Source organism: Bacillus cereus group sp. BfR-BA-01382 (assembly GCF_022663475.1).
GTDB classification, from domain to species: domain Bacteria; phylum Bacillota; class Bacilli; order Bacillales; family Bacillaceae_G; genus Bacillus_A; species Bacillus_A thuringiensis_S.
This window is the reverse complement of the sequence record NZ_JAKUFQ010000015.1, coordinates 1-18,369: the sequence shown is the minus strand read 5'-3', so window position 1 is coordinate 18,369 and position 18,369 is coordinate 1. Positions and strand designations below refer to the sequence as shown.

The following is an 18,369-nucleotide window of genomic DNA, read 5'->3' as shown; positions in this document are numbered from 1 at the left end:
ATTGGTATGTTTCTGTAATAGTTTTTGAATTTGCTGTTATTTTGTCCGCTATACAAAAGGAATAACCCCTTACTTTTAGATTATAGAGGGTAATTTCAAATTAAGGTTTTGGAACACTTCTTGTTAAAGTATATGACTGTTGCTTGGAGTAGTTTGTGGTCCATAGTGTTTGAAGAAAAGAAAGTATGCTATATGGGATATAGAGTAGTAATAAGCCTATTGTAACAATTATGGGTGAATTTCCGCCAAATTGAACGATAAATTGTAACAGTCCACTTGTATGAAAAACGCATTCCATAAAAACGAATGAAAGAATAATGGAACCTAAAATTGATTTATGATTCGAAGTAAGCGCCAAAAACAATGTATCCACAAGAAAAGAATCATGTTTTATTTCATATTCATTTGTGTTTTTCAAGAAAGGAATCCATTTTTTTATTGCTTGCATAACGATAATCATGGAAGTACTACATACGATGATAAAAGATGAGTAGTAAGGAAGGTTTATAAATTGTGCGACGTATAGAAGTAGTAATAAGACTGAACATTGTAATACTACAGTGCAAAAAGAGTAAGGTATCCAATTCAATACAGTAGTAAACTTTTTAAACGAGTTAGGTACTTTGAAAAATAAATGGCCGATACCCAAACTTATGAAAAATCCGATCGCAAGGGTAAAAGTAAAACGAACAATCGATATAAAATATATTTCCCATATGTAAGGGAATAATGGTGTTGAATGATTAGAAGTATGTATCATTTGATTTGCTGAGAAAAAGATAGATTCATGCATCCAATCAACCTTTGGAATTGATATAGAAGAAAGCTGTGCGAAGTTTTGAAAAATGCTAATAAATCCATTTTGATAAGAGTAATTGTGTGTAATAAAAAGAGCTGGAATTGGACTTATGGCAAAAATAACAATAACACCAATTATTAATTTGTATATATGTGAGCGTAATAAGGACATATAACCACCTACTCTTGGAATATTCAGAAAATTCTTATTCTTATTTTAGCCGTTTTTGGAGCAAGTTACAATATATTTTTCTTTAAGTATCGGTAGATGGATAGTTTTAAATTCTTTTTAGAAATCTATTTTATGTATGAAATATAAAGCAGAAACGGGTATGTAACAGTACGAATACAAAAAGCGTGAACAGTTTTGCATTTTCACACTTTTTGTATGGAATGAAGAGAAATGTAGGGAAGTGTCGAAAGGATTAAATAGATTTTTTTAATTTGAAAGTGATACCATGTAATTAAACGGTGTTTAAATCTTTGTTTAACTAATAAATTCTAGAGGGGGGATATAAATTGGAGGGAAATGAAAACGTATCAACGAAAGAAAAGATTTTAAATACAACATTGGAATTAATTAAAACAGAAGGTTTTGAAAGGGTAACGATAAGAAAAATTGCAGCATTGTCAGATGTAAATATCGCGCTTGTAAATTACCATTTTGGTTCAAAAGAAAAGTTGATTAGTGAGACGATTAGAGTCTTATTAATTAGCTTTCAAGGCACTTTTTCTATTTTAGATAATATTACAGTGCCAGCAAAAGAAAGATTAAAAATATTTTTATTGGATTATGTACTAGTAATTCGGCAATATCCGAAGTTAGTTAGGAAGATTATTGCAATGGGAACTACGGCATTTACATCTCAATACGAATATGGGGATTTTTTGAAGAGGCTAGGTTTTAGTAAAGTGAAGAATATTTTGAGCGAAATAACGAATGAAACGGATCAGGAAATTTTAATGATGATGACAGTACAAATATTTGGATCTATTTTTCTTCCCACATTAATGATGCCAATTCTCGAATCAGGGGCAGATATAAAAGTACCATCTGTAGAAAAACAGATTGATTTCCTATTTGAACGCTATTTTTATAAAAATTGAGATAGTGGGTGATAGAGATGGCTAGTTTCTTTAGAAAGCATTGGTGTGATATAGGATTAGTGGTCGCTATTGTTGTCGTAGTTTGTTTAGTCGCGAATTTGGGAGAAATGAGTGAAATGAAAGTACTGTTATGGTTAAGTTTTGTGGCCATTTTAGTGCATCAATTTGAAGAGTATCGTTGGCCAGGTTATTTTGCTGGTCTATTTAATGTAGTTATATTTAAAAGTGATATACCAGATCGCTATCCATTAAATACGCAATCTGCTATGGTAATAAATATTTTGATTACGTATGTTTTTTATTTACTCCCGGTTTTCTTTCAAAATATAATATGGCTTGGGTTGGCACCTATTTTAATGGGATTTTTTCAATTCATATGGCATGGTATTTTTGCGAATATAAAAGCTAAAACAATATATAATCCGGGATTAGGTGCGGTTGTATTACTACATGTTCCAATTGGTTATGTATATATGAGATATATTCTTTTACACAATCTGGCTACAAATTTGGATTGGTTATTTGGGGTGATCTACTTTCTAATAGCTACCTATTTTTTAATTATAAAAGGAAATATATTAATGAAAAGTAAGGAGACAAATCATTACTTTTCTAAAAAGCAACTAGGTCCGTACAAATGATACATTGAAGTGATTCAGAATTCAGAGGAAGGGTTTTAGATGCTGAAGAAAGTGCAAGTGAAGGATTCATGAATAAATTATGACAAGAAAATGGAAAATTTTCAGAAAAATAAAATAAATTATTTATTTTTTTCTGAAAATATAATATAGTTATGGCACAGAAAGTATTTTAACATAAGGAGGCTTTTTATGAGGATTAAAGGGAATTACGTGCCGAAAAGGGAAGTTTTACTGTGCTCAAGTTCGATTACGATAGGGGAAGCGTTAGAGCATTTAAATAAAACGGGGTATCGTTGTGTACCAGTTTTAGATGAAAAAAAAGAGAAATTTTTAGGGAATATATATAAAGTAGATATTTTAGAATATAAAGGATCGCTTGATGAGAGTGTAATACAATTATTAAACGATAAAGAAGGATTTGTGAGAGAAGATTCATCTTTCTTTAAAGTATTTTTTACAATAAAAAAATTGCCATATTTATCAGTAGTTGACGAAAAAGGGATTTTCCTTGGAATTTTAACGCATAAAAAAGTTTTTGAGTTATTAGAGGATGCATGGGGCGTTCACTCTAGTAAATACTCTGTCATGATTGGAACGCAAGACTATAATGGAGCAATTCAAAAGTTATCGACAGTTTTAAAGAAATACAATGGTATTCAAAGTTTGATGACTTTTGATAATGATGCCTTATTAGTTCGTAGAATTATGTTTACATTAGGAGAAGAGTTTAACGACGGTGAATTAGAGACATTATTGAAAGATTTAGAAGATCACGGATTTAGAGTTGTGTATGTGGAAGAGATGAAAAATCCACGTGAAGTTGAAACGATAGAGTAACATACAAAAGCCATCTAATTATCTTGGATGGCTTTTGTTATGTTACGTGTGTAAAGTTATTTGAAAATAACGATAGGATAATAGGAGAGATTGTAACAATATTTGTGTAAGAGAATAAAAATTGTAGATAATTTCGATTTTCAAAAAAATCAATTTGAAAATATGTTTTTATTTTGCAACTAAATATGTTACTATATGTGTGATAAAAACAAAGAGGTCTGACAACTATACTCCACGTAATAACACTCTAATGATTTAAAAATTCAAAAAAATCAAAATTCGAAAATAACAATTGTATTAATGATTAGAGTAAAAATAAGGGGAATGGAGAAATTATGGAGAAAGACACTGCTTTGTAAGGGGCATATTTTATCATCTTGAGCAGAGAGGAGGATGCATAGCATATTGTAAAATATAGAGATAAACAATGGAAAAGTGCTATGCAAATGAAGAGCATGAAGGGACGTTTAAGGCCAGGTGATACGGTAGCAATTGGTTTAATGCTATTTGCATTATTTTTAGGAGCAGGAAATTTAATTTTTCCGCCAGTTTTAGGTCAACAAGCAGGAGAGAATGTTTGGATTGCTACAATAGGATTCCTTGTAACGGGAGTCGGATTACCCCTACTAGCTGTAACAGCTGTCGCGTTTGTAGAGGGGGACTTGAAAGCGCTGTCTTCTAGAGTCCACCCTATATTTGCGTTTATTTTCCCATTGATTAGTTATTTAGCAATTGGACCATTTTTCGCAATCCCGCGTACTGGAGCTGTTTCGTTTGAAATGGGTATGAAGCCGTTTTTATCAGAGGCAATGGTTTCAGAGTGGTATATGCTATTTCTTTTCACGATAGTTTTCTTCGGAATAACGTGGTATTTATCATTAAATCCATCTAAATTAGTGGATTGGTTCGGAAAGTTTCTTACGCCACTATTGGTATTAATTGTCGCTGTTATTGTCGGAAAGGCAATTATTGATCCAATTGGAGAGCCGGCTGCGCCGTTAGCTGCTTACAAAGAAAATGCTTTCTTTGGTGGATTTATTCAAGGATATTTAACGATGGATGCAATTAGTGCTCTCGTATTTGGAATTGTCGTTGTACAAGTTATTCGCTCTAAAGGGATAAAAGAGAGTAGTCAAATTGCAAAAATAACAGTCGTATCAGGTATTATTGCTGTACTTGGTTTAACGTTAATTTATTTATCACTTGCTTATCTTGGTTCAACAAGTACATCACTTGGTGTCTCAGAAAACGGTGGTCTTATTTTAACGAATGTTGTAAATGAGCTATATGGGACGAGTGGTAAAATTTTATTGGGGCTTGTTATTATACTCGCTTGTTTAACAACTTCTGTTGGGTTAACATCTGCGTGTGCGGGTTTCTTTACAAACTTATTCCCAAAACTTTCACATAAAACGATTGTAACAATGGTATGTGTATTTAGTTTAATTGTATCTAACCTAGGTTTAACACAATTAATCGCCGTAACATTACCTGTGTTAATGATCATTTATCCAGTTGCAATTGTATTAATCGTACTTTCGTATTTCCATAAGTGGATTGGGAAGCGTAATACAATTTATATTGGAGCTATTTTAGGTGCATTGTTAATTAGTTTCTTTAACGGTTTAGAAAGTGCGAACATTAAAATTGACGTGATTTCTAATGTACTACAAATGTTACCGTTATATAACGAAGGAATCGGATGGTTAATTCCATCATGTATTGGCGGGATTCTCGGTTTCTTCCTCTATAAATCAAATGAATCAAGTAAATTACAAAAGAAAGGTGCTTAGGCACCTTTCTTTTTTTGAAGGGGATTTTTATATTTTGTCTAAGTAATAATTGGGAGGAATGATAAAATGGCTAATTTTGAAGATTTTTTAAATTTGGATTTGCGAATTGGAACTGTAATACATGCAGAGGAATTTAAAGAAGCGAGAGTTCCAGCGATTAAACTAGAAATTGATTTTGGAGAAATTGGGATAAAGCAGTCAAGTGCTCAAATTACGAAAAGGTATAGCCCAGAAGGTTTAGTCGGTCAACAAATTGTTGCTGTTGTAAATTTCCCGCCAAAGCGTGTAGCTGGATTTAAATCGGAAGTGCTTGTGCTTGGCGGCGTTCCTGAAGCTGATGATGTTGTGTTGCTTCAGCCTAATATGGAATTGCCAAATGGAACAAAAATTAGCTAGGGTGAAGGCAGGGGCTAATATGGGTATCGGACGAGAATATTTACAATGTGCGATTTCGAACTTTAAAGCAACAAAGAAGCAAGGGGAACGGGCACTTTCTCAATTATCATACGAACAAATACAATGGTCTTCTCATGAAGAAACAAATAGTATAGCGATTATTATAAAGCATCTGCATGGTAATATGCGTTCTAGATGGACGGATTTTTTAACATCTGATGGTGAAAAAGTTGATCGTGACCGAGATGGTGAATTTGAAGGAGGCTATTCTTCAAAGAAGGAAGCCCTTGCAGCGTGGCAAGAAGGATGGGAATACGTTTTTAATACGATGAATACGATATTGCCGGAACATCTATTGAAGACGGTATACATTCGTGGTGAAGCTCATACGGTCCTGCAAGCAATTGAAAGGCAAATTTCTCATTATGCATTGCATATTGGACAGATTATTTACATCGGTAAAATGTTAAAAGAAAATGAGTGGCTATGTTTAAGCATTCCTAAAGGACAGTCAACTCGTTATGTAGAGAAAAAACGTTCAACATAATAATAAGAAAGAAACCGATAAAAAATGGGGAAAAAGAAAGTCAGCCAAATAATAGATGGTTCTGTAATCATAAGAATACTGCCAAAAATAAGTCCATATACAATAAGAAAGAAATTGAAAAGTGTATTCACAGGGAGAAACCGTGAGATGAACACTTGCTGTCGTTTAAAACAATCACTGTGAAATAAATAAAAGCGGAAGCACCATGTGGCTGTAATAAGATCTTTCTTTCTTACAATTCTTTTTTTGCATGTATGACAGATAAATGGTGGTTGCATTTCATTACGCTCCATTTTTTATTTTCATAATAATGTGAGACAAAAGTAGGTACAAAGTGTAAGTTCCTATATACGCTCCTGCAATAAGGAAAAATGGATTCAGTAAAATTCCATGAATGCTTGTCATGAAAACTAAATCTTGTATTAAAACATCGTATATATTAATGGAAATAATTGTACCGAGTACATACAGTGCCAAGTACGCAGAAATATGTAGCACAATAGAGACTTTTGGATGCTTAGCGGACAAATAAAAAATGAATGATAGAGCGATTGGTAATATTCCTATTAATAGCTTCAATTCATTTCACCTCATTAACAATATAGCCGAAATTTTAACGGTCTATTCTCTAGGGCTTGTACATAACTTGAAATAGAGAGGTGATAGTATGAATCGGGGCTTTTTTTTTATGAAGTTTACAAGCATGCGTAAGTTAGTTTTATTTGTTATTACTACAGTGCTAGCGACTTTTTTTCTTATTAGTATGATGGTAACCTCTATGAAAGAGACGAAGTCAACGTATTTATATAATTGGTTAAATGAGTTATCGATGAATGGTTACATGTATGTACTTGGAAAAGAGAATCATTATTTTACACAGGAGTATCGAAATTTGAATCAAGATTTTTCAATTTCTTCTTTTCTCTTTTCTATGGCTACAAATATTCGCTTTAATGATGTACGCAGTTTTGTCGGGAAAGAGCTCCCTGGGTTTGGTAAGTACGATACAGAAATTGTTATTGCGGGTGAGGGTACAAATTATTCTAACTTACCGATAGAGTCGAGTGTCCCTCTTGAAGAAGTAGTGAAGGAACGGACTAGTGGAACTGGACAAGCACCTAAACAAGATACGAGTAAAGAGAAAAAACAGCCGTCCCAAACGACCGGGAAAAGACAAGTTGCGTTTATTTATCATACACATAGCTGGGAATCCTATTTACCTTTACTTAACTTAACGAATGACCCGAATCCGAATAAAGCAACGAGTTCTGTATCGAATATTTCTATATTAGGAGACCGTTTCCGTGAACAACTAGAAGGTGAAGGAATTGGCGCCACTAACGATAAGAGTGATGTTGGTCAAAAGTTAATAAGTAAAGGTTTAAACAGTAATAGTTCGTATAAGATGTCACGAGAAATTGTGCAGCAAGCTATGGCTGGAAATAAAGATCTTCAATACTTTTTTGATTTGCATCGTGATAGTGCCCGAAAGAATGTAACGACAAAAACAATTGGAGATAAATCATATGCAAAGCTTGCATTTGTAGTAGGGAAAGGAAATAAAAACTATGAAAAAAACTTACAATTAGCGACAGCTTTACATGAGGCGATTAATAAGAAATATCCAGGAGTGAGTCGTGGGGTCATTCAAAAAGGGTTCCAGACAGGAAATGGAATCTATAATCAAGACCTATCAGGACAAGCGATATTAATAGAAGTTGGCGGTGTAGATAATACAGAGGAAGAATTGAATCGATCAATTGATGCACTTGCTAAAGCATTTGGTGAATATTTTTGGCAGGCAGAAAAAGTGAATGGATAAAGTGAAATTTAAATTGGTGAGAGACCTCACCTGATGAAGATGAGTTCACAGTATTTTTGAAAAAACGTAAGTGTAATGCTTGCGTTTTTTCTTTGTAATGATGAGACGTCACAGAATAGACATAATTTGTCGTTGTTATAGTAATATCGAAATTTGTCAATTTATAGTAGGAGATTTACAAAGGGATTTTCGGGAAAGTAGAGAAAATCTTTTTATAAGGAAAACTTTTTATTATGAAACTGGTAGGGTGATTGAAGTGATTAGGGAAATCGAAATAGAAGATGCAGCATCATTTTTGCAATTAAGTAAGCAATTAGATGAAGAAACGAAGTTTATGTTATATGAACCAGGAGAAAGAAAAACTACAGCTGAGCAACAAGAAAAAATGATCCATCGCTTTATAGAAAATGAATATGCAACAATATTTGTAGCAGTTGAAGATGAGAGGATAGTAGGTTTTATATTAGTGAATGGAAATAACATTCAAAGAAAGAGGCATGTAGCAACCATTGTAATTGGTATTTTGCAAGAGTATAACGGGCGAGGTATTGGGACGAGATTGTTTAAAGAGGTTGAGAAGTGGGCAAAATTACATGATGTATGGCGTTTAGAATTAACAGTAATGGCCCACAATACAAGAGCTCAGGCACTATATAAAAAAGCTGGATTTGAGAAAGAAGGTGTCAAAAAAGCTGCTCTTATTATCGATGGAAAGGGCATCGATGAGTATGAAATGGCCAAATTATTAAAATAAGAGGTCGTTATATGAAAAAAAGATGGGCACTACTTGGTATCATAGCTGCAATAATTATTGTTGGAGTAGCAGGAATCAATTATAAAATGTATAAGGATAAGCAGGCGCGGGAAGTAAGTGTAAATAGCATATTTCCGAAAGCAAAAGAAACGATTGCTAATATGGATGGGGATATTGCGGTAATTAATAATCCGAATTCAATGCTTGTACTTGTGAATAAAAGTAGGCGTTTACCAGATGGGTATAGACCGCCAGATTTAGTTATTCCGAAAGTGCGCTACTCTAGTGAAGGTGATCAAGAAAAGAAAAAGATGAGAAAAGAGGCAGCGAGGGCGCTTGAGGATATGTTTCAGCAGGCTGACAACGAGCGTATTTTCCTGTTTGCAGTTTCTGGATTTAGATCTTTTGATCGACAAAAAGCATTAAATACGATGTATAAAAAACAAGATGGAGAAGCAAAAACAGCAATGTCTAGCGCGGTTCCTGGTACAAGTGAGCATCAAACTGGACTAGCTATGGATATTACGTCTCAATCTGCTAAATTTCAGTTAGAGACGGTTTTTGGGGAAACGAAAGAAGGTCAGTGGCTTTCTGAAAATGCCCATAAATTTGGTTTTGTGATTCGATACACAAAAGCGAAAGAGACGATTACGGGCTATCGGTATGAACCATGGCACGTAAGGTATGTGGGAAATCCACAAGCTACATATTTGTATGATAATCAACTGACGCTTGAAGAAGTAACAGAGTGAACAATTGAGGGGAGAGGCGTACAATGACGATGTTATATAAGAAAAAAGTACATGCATATATTACAAGAGAAAAAGAGGGGGTTATGCAATTACTTGTTTTTAAACATCGTGATATACATGAAGCTGGTATTCAAGTGCCAGGGGGAACGGTTGATGAAGGTGAAACGTTAGAAGCGGCTATATTGCGTGAAGTACAGGAAGAATCCGGATTGCGTCATTTATGCATAGAGCGTTTTTTAGCAGATTACATTATACATATGAAAGAAAAACAGGAATATGAAAAACGCCACTTTTTCCATGTAACTTTACTAACAGATGTAAAGGATACTTGGGAACATATTGTAAGTGCTGGTGAGGAAGATAAAGGATTAGTATTTTGCTACGAATGGATTAATATTGCAAAATGCCCTGAATTAGCTGGGAAACAAGGTGAGTTTTTACATTTGTTAGATGAAGTATACGCACAGTAATGTAAGAGTCTGAAGCGAAGGTTAATCCGTTTCAGACTTTTTTTATTTTTCGGGAAATTAAAGGTGTTTAAATAAGGAAATTGAATTTCTTTAAAGGGATATTAATTTAGGATGTGTTGAGGTGAAAAAATGAAAAAGTAAGGGGTATACGCTAAAAAAGTTCATATAAGGGAGAATATAAATGGAAATTCAGTTTAATCCAATCTTAAAAACGGAACTAACAATTCAAGATATTCAAAATGAAATGGAATCTGGAAAGTTAACTTCAAAAGAGCTAGTGATGTATTATCTCTATAGAATCGCAAAGTATGATCAAGACGGACCGAAAATCAATTCAATTTTAGAAATCAATCCAGATGCTATTTTTATTGCAGAAGCGTTAGATCATGAAAGAAAGACAAAGGGTGTAAGGGGTCCGCTACTTGGTTAAGGATAATATTGAAACGAATGACTCCATGCATACAAGTGCAGGTACGATTGCTCTAGAACAAAATATAAGTAGTGAAGATGCATTTCTCGTTACTAAACTGCGAGAAGCAGGGGCCGTGATAATAGGAAAAACGAATATGACAGAATTAGCAAATGCAATGTCTTTTAAAATGTGGGCTGGATATAGTGCAAGAGGTGGTCAAACAATTAATCCATACGGAACGGGTAAGGATGGTATGTTTGTTGGGGGCTCAAGTACAGGCTCTGCGATAGCAGTTGCCGCTAACTTTACAGTAGTATCTATTGGGACAGAAACCGATGCTTCTATTTTGAGCCCCGCTGTTCAAAACTCTGTAGTTGGCATTAAACCGACTGTCGGTCTAATTAGTCGTAGAGGAATTATTCCATTCACTTATTCGCAAGATACAGCTGGACCATTTGCTAGAACAGTAACAGATGCCGCTATTTTACTAGGGAGCTTAACTGGAGTGGATGAGAAAGATGTAGCAACTCGTAAAAGTGAAGGTAGGGCATATCCGGATTATACATCTTACCTTGATGCTAATGGTTTAAATGGAGCGAAAATTGGTGTGTTTAACGACGCACCAAAAGATTATTACGAAAATGGTGAGTATGATGAAAAATTGTTTAAAGAAACGATCCAAGTATTACGTAATGAAGGAGCGGCAGTAGTAGAGAATATTGATATTCATTCTTTTCATAGAGAATGGAGTTGGGGAGTTCCGCTTTATGAACTGAAGCATAGTTTAGATAACTATCTTTCTAAATTACCTTCTACTATTCCGGTACATTCTATTTCGGAGTTAATGGAGTTTAATGCAAACATAGCAGAAAGAGCTTTAAAATATGGACAAACTAAGTTAGAGAGAAGAAAAGATTTTCCTAATACGTTACGAAATCCAGAATATTTAAATGCGAGATTAGAAGATATATATTTTTCTCAAGAACAAGGCATTGATTTTGCATTGGAAAAATATAATCTTGATGCGATACTGTTTCCTTCCTATATAGGTTCTACTATATGTGCGAAAGCGGGTTATCCGTCTATAGCAATACCAGCAGGGTATATGGAAAGCGGGAGACCTTTTGGAATTACGATTGCAAGTACTGCCTTTAGTGAAGGGATATTAATTAAGCTAGCTTACGCTTTTGAACAGGCGACAAAACATAGAAAAATCCCGAACTTGTCATGAACAGAATAAACAAAAAGGACAGGGAATTCCTGTCCTTTTTGCTGTGTTGACTACAGTGATAGATTATTCTACTCTGGTTTATAATATTTTAATAAACTGAAAGATAAACAAGCGGAACATAAAATAAGAATAGAAGCGATTATATAAATTGTACGGACACCGAACATATCAGTAATAATGCCAACGCTAAGCATAGAAAGACCAGAAGTTGTTGAAAGAAGGGCGCCATGTGCTGTATACATTTTTGATAATAAAGAAGGGGCGACACTTGATTGTAAAACTGTCGTTTGAGAAATATCTCTAATTTGATAACATGGTCCCATTAGAACACATAGAAAAAGCGCAATAAATCCGCTGCTCGTCATACCATATAAAAATGTAAGAATGCTAAACATAAGAGAGCCAATCGACATGGATCGTATTAAATTGTTTTGAATATAGGAACTCATTTTCCATGCTAATAGACCACCGATTAACGTACCAACATAATAACTTGTATTAATATATCCCCACCATTCTTCGCTTTTATGAAGAATAGACGTAACATATGCCATTGTAATAGCACCAATCCATATTGTCCCTGCGAAAGTTTCAATTAAGTCCATATATGTAACGGTACGGAGAGAAGGATTTTGAAATAAGAGTTTCCAACCTTCCGATAAAGCAGTACTTTTTGAAGAGGGAGGGTCTGCTATTCGTTCAGTATGTATGGTATGTAATGAAAAGTGTAATGCAATGCATCCAAAAATCATCAACATGTTATTAATCATGAGTGTAGATGTAGCGCCAATGAGAAGAACGATAACACTCGTAAATGAATAAGCGGCGGCTTGCGCAATTTGTGTTGAAAAGGAAAAGATACTATTTACTTTTACTAATTTTTCTTTTGGTGTAAGGCGCGGAAGAATGCTGTATAGTAATGGAGAACTCCATCCACTACATAATGAAATGAAAAAAATAAAAGTTAATAGAGCTATAATATTTGTGGATAAGACCGGAAATAAAATCATTAATAATAGTAAAAAGACTGTTTTTAGCCATTGTAGCGTATATAACAACGTATAAGGTGGAAAACGATTTACTATAAGAGGTGCAGAGATGTTAGCAATTAGATTTGTGATAACTTGTAATAGTGGAAAAAGAGCAGTAATAGTAGCTGATTTAGTTGCTATATAAATATGAGTTGTAATAATCATTACATATACGATGTCAGCAAGAGTAATGCATATTTTGGAACCTAAGTAGTAAGTTAGTGACTGGTTTTTCAATAAGAATACCACCTCTAAAAAATAGTATTTAGTAATTAGAATAATTGTAGTTTAAAAATTAAAATTTTTAAAGAATTTCATTTTTTGTCACTTTTTGAAAGGAATTTTCATGTATAATGAAGAATATATTGATATAGTATTATATTAATAATCATTGTAACAGTGAGTATGTACAATAGCTTGTAGCAAACGCCCAAGTGTAAGAAAGGGCGGATAAACCATTCTTTTCTTCATATACATATAGAAAATGAGAAAGAAAGTGAGGGTTGCATATGGCTGCTTGGGTAATTTGGTTTATAATAGCTGGTATTTTATTTATCGCAGAAATGTTGTCGATTACATTTTACATGCTTTGGCTTGGAATTGGGGCTGTTGTCGGAGGTCTTATTGCTTTGTTTGCTCCTGATGCACTACTGTTACAAGTTACTGTTGGTGCAATTGTAAGTTTAACTTTGACATTCTTTACGAAAAGAATTTCAAAAAACTTTCGAGAAGCAAAAGGTTTTACTGATACAGTAGATATGCTTGTTGGTAAAAAAGGGATTATTATGCAAGCGATTACAAATGAAGCGAATGGTATTGTAAAGGTGGATGGAGATACTTGGACAGCTATTGCAGATTCTTCAATTGATGCTGGAGAAAAAGTCGTTGTTATAAAGAGGCATAGTACTATATTACAAGTGAAAAAGGAGAGTGAATAAATATGGTAGCATTAACGTTAACGATTATATTCGCACTAATTGTAGTTACATTTATCGCATTAACAATTAAAATTATTCCTCAGCAAAAAGTTGGGGTTGTTGAAAGATTTGGTAAGTTTCAACGTATCATGCACCCTGGGTTAAATATTTTAATACCAATTGTAGATCGTGTCCGTGTATATCATGACTTACGTATTCAACAAACGAATGTACCACCGCAAAAGGTAATTACGAAAGATAATGTTCAAGTAGAAATTGATACAATTATTTTCTATCAAATTGTTGAACCAGAACTTGCGACATATGGTATTTCAAACTATGAATATGGTGTTCGTAATATTACTTCAGCAACGATGCGTCAAATCATCGGTAAAATGGAACTAGATGAAACGTTATCTGGTCGTGAAAAAATTTCAACAGAAATCCGCTTAGCGCTTGATGAAGCAACAGAAAAATGGGGCGTACGTATTGAACGTGTCGAAGTTGTTGATATTAACCCGCCAAAAGATGTGCAAGCATCAATGGAAAAACAAATGAAGGCTGAGCGTAATAAACGTGCGATTATTTTAGAAGCTGAAGCAGCAAAACAAGATAAAGTTCTTCGCGCTGAAGGGGAAAAGCAAAGTAAAATCTTGATGGCTGAAGGGGATAAAGAAGCGCGTATTCGCGAAGCTGAAGGTTTAAAAGAAGCGAAAGAATTAGAAGCGCAAGGGGAAGCAAGAGCAATTGAAGAAATCGCAAAAGCAGAACAAAACCGTATTGAATTGCTTCGTGAAGCGAATATAGATGAACGTATACTTGCTTATAAATCATTTGAATCATTAGAAGAAGTTGCAAAAGGACCAGCAAATAAAGTCTTTATTCCGTCTAATGCAATTGAAACACTTGGTACTCTTGGGGCAATTGGAGAAATATTTAAAGAAAAACAAGCGAAGAAACTACCTTCAAATGATACAGGAAAAGAACAATAAAAGTGAGGAAGAGAAATGGGATACCATTTCTCTTTTTTTGTGCGTATATTCCGAAAAGCTTGTACATATCCATGTATAAAGAAGGTGATGCAGTGAAAAAGTATGCAACTCGAATACATGGGAAGAAACTAATTTCGTTACTCCTTTTATATGCGCTAATAGTAATTATGATAGCGTCGATTCTGACGTCACTTTTACATACAATGAAATCGAATTATGCAAATCAATGGTTTGGAAAAGTATCGATGCAAGGTTTTGTTCAAATGATAGAAAGTGAGAATCGCTATTATGGATTTGATTATTTTAAGCAGAATAAACGAGAGTCAGTTGGGAATTTAATGTTCTCTATTGCGACAGATTTGAAGATTAAAGATTTAAGAACATTTGTCGGTAAAGAAGTACCTGGTATGTCAAAGTATTATTCTAACATTATCGTAGCTGGGGAAGGGACAAACTTGACGAATATCCCAAATGAATCTAGTGTACCGATTGAAGAAGTAACGAAAGAGCGGAAAGTAGCAAAAGATAAAGTTACAGAAGCGGAAAAGAATAATCCGGTTCAGAAAAAGAACGGAGCGAAAAAAGGTGAGAGTGCAGTATATATTTATCATACACATAGCTGGGAATCCTTCTTTCCATTATTACCAGGGGCAACTGATCCATCTAGCCCAGATGTAAATGTGTCCTTACTAGGAAAACGTATGAAGGAACAACTTGAGGGGCAAGGAATTCCAGTAATTCACGATAAAACGAATATGGGTGATTTATTAGCGAGTAAAAAGTGGGTATGGTATCAGTCATATAAAGCGTCTCATGAATATGTAAAAGAAGCATTAGCACAAAATAATAAAATTGCGTTTCCGATTGATATACATCGTGATGACCAGCGTAAGAAAGTAACAACAAAAGTAATTAACGGGAAATCGTATGCAAGATTATATTTTATAATTGGGATGGAAAATGAAAGGCGTGCTGAAAATGAAAAAATTGCAAGAGCAATCAATAGTTATTTAGATGAAAACTACTACGGATTAAGTAGAGGGATTTTTCCAAAGTATAAAAAAGATGGAAATGGCGTTTATAACCAAGATTTATCGAAAAATGCGATGTTAATTGAAGTTGGTGGTGTTGATAATACGTTAGATGAATTATATAACACAATTGATGTGTTAACAGAAGCGTTTAGTAAATATTATTGGAATGATGCGGAAAAAGTGAATGGATGAGGGACGGGAGACCGTTCCTTTTTTATTTTGAAATCTTAAAATGTGATATAATGGAATTTTATGAATGTTAAATAAAGGGAGAGAGAAACATGCAAATACTACTAATACGCCACGGAGAATCAGAAGCTGATATTTTACATGTGCATGAAGGACGAGCTGATTTTGAGTTAACTGAAAAAGGGAGACAACAAGTACAAAAACTTGTACAGAAAGTGAAAAAAGATTTTGCACCAGATTTCATTTGGGCAAGCACATTAAAACGTGCTCGTGAAACGGGTGAAACATTAGCAGAAGTAATTGGTTGTCCAATTCAATTAGAAGAGGAATTAATGGAGTTTAATAATGGAATACAAGCTGGCTTATCATTTGAAGAAGCAAAGAAATATCCAGAACCAAAGTTTCTTCATGACCGTTTTGAAAACGGAGAGTCATTTATTGAGTTTCGAATGAGAATAGAAGGGATTTTTTCTAAAATTGTGACAGAGAATATATATGATCGAATTGCGATTGTTGCCCATGGAGGCGTAATTAATAGTCTATTACGTGCATTTTTCAATATGCCAATTTCAATGGACTACTATTTCAAAATGGGAGATACGGGAATAAGTTTAATTGAAATTGAGGGTGAACAAAAAACGGTGCATTTCATTAATGATACGAATCATTTGGACGGGATGTAAAGACTTATGTACAAAGTTGCATTTTTTGATGTTGACGGTACGCTTTTAAGCGAGATTGATAGAAGTATGCACGAAAGTACAAAAGAAGCGGTACAAAGATTAATAGATAAGGGGATTCACGTAGTTGTTACAACAGGGAGACCATATAGTTTATGCTCACAATTTAAGGGGTTAGGCATAAATACGTATATTTCTGCAAATGGTGCACATATAAAATGTGGGGAAGAAGTTATACATAAATCAGTACTTTCAAGCGAAATCGTTCATGATATTTCAAATTTTGCTGAATTACATGGTCACAGTGTTTCTTACTTTACAGAAGAATTTGCAATGAATGATATTGCCTCCAAAGATGAACGTGTCATACGAGCGTTAAATGAAACTTTAAATTTAGAGCGGTATCCTGACAAAGTTAAAAACTTGTCAGATGAGATGTATTGCATATGTCTGTATGCCGATGAAGCAGAAGCTCAAAAATTCATTGAAAGATATCCAGCACTTACGTTTGACCGTTTTCATGGTTACGTTATAAATGTATTGGAAGATAGTAAAGTATCGAAGCTAACTGCAATTCAAAAAGTATTGGAACATTTAAATATTAGTAAATCAGAAGCCATTGCTTTTGGTGATGGTGGAAATGATATTGAGATGTTGCAGTATGTAGGATTAGGAGTTGCGATGGGAAATGGTGGAGAGGAGTTGAAGAGAAGGGCTGATTTCGTTACAACGAAGGCGAGTGAAGGCGGAATTTCTTATGCCTTAAAGAAGTTACGCATTATTTAAAACTGATAGCTAGTCAGTGTGAAAAATCCTGTTTTAATAATAGGATTTTTTTGTTCAACAATGTGCTTGCAATAAAAGGAAAAATATGAGTATAATGAGAAAGTAATTAGGTAAGCTAATTATTAACGAGAAAGGAGAGTGAAGATGAATGGATTCAAGAAAAGATTCTCTTCCTTTAGGGATTGAGCCGTACGCAGAGTTAATCAGAAAGACAGCATCAGCGGAAACGGATCCAATCGCAGCAAAACTTGGTTTGTTAATGTTATGGACGTCTGATAATGTTCTTGATGCTGTTGACGTAGATTTAGCTCCACTTGGTATTTCAGAGAGTAAATTAGATTTTTTACTATTGTTTATTTTGCGTGAAATGGAAGCGAATGGGGAAGAAGTGAACATGAGTCCTTCGGATATTGCGAGTCGATTAGGGATTACACGTGCTTCTGTCACTGGCTTATTAGATTGGATGGAGAAACGAGAGTTAATCGTAAGATTCCACCATTCTAAAGATCGAAGAAGATTAAAGGTGAAAATTACTCCGAAAGGAAAAGAACTAGTTACACATTCTTTACCAACTTTTTGGTTATCTTGCGCTTCGTTAGTTGATGGCTTTAATCAAGAAGAGCGTCAAGTTTTAGAAAAGCTATTAAATAAAATGCAAGCAACTATGCAGGTGAAATTAGGAGAAGGTAGGTAAATAAGTTGATTATGAAGATCAACTTATTTATTTGGACATATAATTAGCTTGCCTTATTATATGTTTAACTAACTTTTTGCACGGTGATAATTTTTGCTATGTAATTAAAATAAATAAGAGTTAAAGGAATGCTATTTTAGTGATCTAGAGGTTTTAAACTAATAAAAATAAATGGTAATAAGGGAGAGAGTTTATGATGGAAATAGGAAAGGAAGTAAATAGTGAAAAGAATTATACAATAATGACAGCTGTATTATGTTGGTCGGGTATGGTAGTTATGTCTAGCCTATATGTAACAATACCTTTAATCTCTCTATTTTCAAACATTTTTAATACGTCATTAACACACTCGGCAGCTACAGGAAGTATATTTTCTGTTGGCTTTGCTATAGGGTGTTTGTTATTTGGGGCAATCTCTGATAAATATGGACGAAAAAAAGTGATTTTTATTGGATTGCTTGCACTGTCGATAGTTTCTTTTTGCTT

General features: G+C 34.1%; 21 protein-coding genes and 1 pseudogene. 18 read left to right on the top strand and 4 right to left on the bottom strand.

Features of this window, described 5'->3' with window-relative positions; genetic code table 11:
• Positions 1-100 precede the first annotated feature (100 nt).
• On the bottom strand, positions 101-970 hold the full coding sequence (locus MR160_RS09125) for a hypothetical protein (protein ID WP_000055306.1): 870 nt from the start codon (positions 968-970) through the stop codon (positions 101-103).
• Between the two features lie 347 nt (positions 971-1,317).
• Here MR160_RS09125 and MR160_RS09120 point away from each other — a divergent pair, with 347 nt between their 5' ends.
• The 6 genes from MR160_RS09120 to MR160_RS09095 all read left to right on the top strand — a co-directional run bounded on the left by MR160_RS09120 (position 1,318) and on the right by MR160_RS09095 (position 6,119).
• Positions 1,318-1,905 (top strand): TetR/AcrR family transcriptional regulator, encoded by a 588-nt coding sequence (locus MR160_RS09120; protein WP_098832529.1) that lies wholly within the window; start codon positions 1,318-1,320, stop codon positions 1,903-1,905.
• A 17-nt stretch (positions 1,906-1,922) separates the two neighbouring features.
• Positions 1,923-2,546: an HXXEE domain-containing protein gene (locus MR160_RS09115; protein WP_000135769.1), complete on the top strand. Its 624-nt coding sequence runs from the start codon at positions 1,923-1,925 to the stop codon at positions 2,544-2,546.
• Positions 2,547-2,735: 189 nt separating this feature from the next.
• Entirely contained in the window at positions 2,736-3,383 is a 648-nt protein-coding gene (gene cbpA / locus MR160_RS09110) for a cyclic di-AMP binding protein CbpA (RefSeq protein WP_242297241.1), read from the top strand.
• 455 nt (positions 3,384-3,838) lie between these two features.
• Positions 3,839-5,176 (top strand): branched-chain amino acid transport system II carrier protein BrnQ4, encoded by a 1,338-nt coding sequence (gene brnQ4 / locus MR160_RS09105; protein ID WP_395939124.1) that lies wholly within the window; start codon positions 3,839-3,841, stop codon positions 5,174-5,176.
• Positions 5,177-5,242: 66 nt separating this feature from the next.
• Positions 5,243-5,572 carry a chaperone CsaA gene (csaA, locus tag MR160_RS09100; protein WP_001263021.1) on the top strand — a complete coding sequence of 110 codons (330 nt, stop codon included), beginning with the start codon at positions 5,243-5,245 and terminating at the stop codon, positions 5,570-5,572.
• On the top strand, positions 5,553-6,119 hold the full coding sequence (locus MR160_RS09095; protein WP_000435822.1) for a DUF1572 domain-containing protein: 567 nt from the start codon (positions 5,553-5,555) through the stop codon (positions 6,117-6,119). The genes csaA and MR160_RS09095 overlap by 20 nt, the downstream gene beginning before the upstream one ends.
• On the opposite strand, the gene MR160_RS09090 is transcribed toward MR160_RS09095, so the two are convergent.
• Positions 6,092-6,397 (bottom strand): hypothetical protein, encoded by a 306-nt coding sequence (locus MR160_RS09090; protein ID WP_043333388.1) that lies wholly within the window; start codon positions 6,395-6,397, stop codon positions 6,092-6,094. The genes MR160_RS09095 and MR160_RS09090 overlap by 28 nt on opposite strands.
• 4 nt (positions 6,398-6,401) lie before the next feature.
• Positions 6,402-6,698 (bottom strand): hypothetical protein, encoded by a 297-nt coding sequence (locus tag MR160_RS09085; RefSeq protein ID WP_000770731.1) that lies wholly within the window; start codon positions 6,696-6,698, stop codon positions 6,402-6,404.
• Between the two features lie 88 nt (positions 6,699-6,786).
• Here MR160_RS09085 and spoIIP (MR160_RS09080) point away from each other — a divergent pair, with 88 nt between their 5' ends.
• The 5 genes and pseudogenes from spoIIP (MR160_RS09080) (at position 6,787) to MR160_RS09060 (ending at position 11,560) form a co-directional block, all read left to right on the top strand.
• On the top strand, positions 6,787-7,941 hold the full coding sequence (gene spoIIP / locus MR160_RS09080; protein ID WP_001079284.1) for a stage II sporulation protein P: 1,155 nt from the start codon (positions 6,787-6,789) through the stop codon (positions 7,939-7,941).
• Positions 7,942-8,197: 256 nt separating this feature from the next.
• Positions 8,198-8,695, top strand: a complete 498-nt coding sequence (locus MR160_RS09075) for a GNAT family N-acetyltransferase (RefSeq protein ID WP_000617571.1) — start codon at positions 8,198-8,200, stop codon at positions 8,693-8,695.
• An 11-nt stretch (positions 8,696-8,706) separates the two neighbouring features.
• A complete protein-coding gene (locus MR160_RS09070; protein ID WP_000747643.1) occupies positions 8,707-9,447 on the top strand; it encodes a M15 family metallopeptidase in 741 nt (246 codons plus the stop codon).
• 23 nt (positions 9,448-9,470) lie between these two features.
• A complete protein-coding gene (locus tag MR160_RS09065) occupies positions 9,471-9,917 on the top strand; it encodes an NUDIX hydrolase (RefSeq protein WP_000178282.1) in 447 nt (148 codons plus the stop codon).
• Positions 9,918-10,098: 181 nt separating this feature from the next.
• A pseudogene (locus tag MR160_RS09060) lies at positions 10,099-11,560 on the top strand (amidase family protein).
• Positions 11,561-11,628: 68 nt separating this feature from the next.
• Here the strand turns inward: MR160_RS09060 and MR160_RS09055 are convergent.
• On the bottom strand, positions 11,629-12,828 hold the full coding sequence (locus MR160_RS09055) for an MFS transporter (RefSeq protein WP_142307907.1): 1,200 nt from the start codon (positions 12,826-12,828) through the stop codon (positions 11,629-11,631).
• 272 nt (positions 12,829-13,100) lie between these two features.
• Here MR160_RS09055 and MR160_RS09050 point away from each other — a divergent pair, with 272 nt between their 5' ends.
• The 7 genes from MR160_RS09050 to MR160_RS09020 form a co-directional block, all read left to right on the top strand.
• A complete protein-coding gene (locus MR160_RS09050) occupies positions 13,101-13,529 on the top strand; it encodes an NfeD family protein (protein ID WP_000741972.1) in 429 nt (142 codons plus the stop codon).
• Positions 13,530-13,531: 2 nt separating this feature from the next.
• Complete coding sequence (locus MR160_RS09045; RefSeq protein WP_000226256.1) at positions 13,532-14,500, top strand: SPFH domain-containing protein; 969 nt, start codon at positions 13,532-13,534, stop codon at positions 14,498-14,500.
• Positions 14,501-14,520: 20 nt separating this feature from the next.
• Positions 14,521-15,726, top strand: a complete 1,206-nt coding sequence (gene spoIIP / locus MR160_RS09040; protein ID WP_374058747.1) for a stage II sporulation protein P — start codon at positions 14,521-14,523, stop codon at positions 15,724-15,726.
• A gap of 89 nt (positions 15,727-15,815) precedes the next feature.
• Complete coding sequence (locus tag MR160_RS09035; protein ID WP_242297239.1) at positions 15,816-16,406, top strand: histidine phosphatase family protein; 591 nt, start codon at positions 15,816-15,818, stop codon at positions 16,404-16,406.
• Positions 16,407-16,412: 6 nt separating this feature from the next.
• Complete coding sequence (locus tag MR160_RS09030) at positions 16,413-17,189, top strand: Cof-type HAD-IIB family hydrolase (protein ID WP_000278724.1); 777 nt, start codon at positions 16,413-16,415, stop codon at positions 17,187-17,189.
• A gap of 148 nt (positions 17,190-17,337) precedes the next feature.
• Positions 17,338-17,883, top strand: a complete 546-nt coding sequence (locus MR160_RS09025) for a MarR family winged helix-turn-helix transcriptional regulator (RefSeq protein WP_242297237.1) — start codon at positions 17,338-17,340, stop codon at positions 17,881-17,883.
• Positions 17,884-18,079: 196 nt separating this feature from the next.
• Positions 18,080-18,369 (top strand): MFS transporter (locus tag MR160_RS09020; RefSeq protein WP_242297235.1); only part of this gene is annotated, 290 nt, incomplete at its 3' end.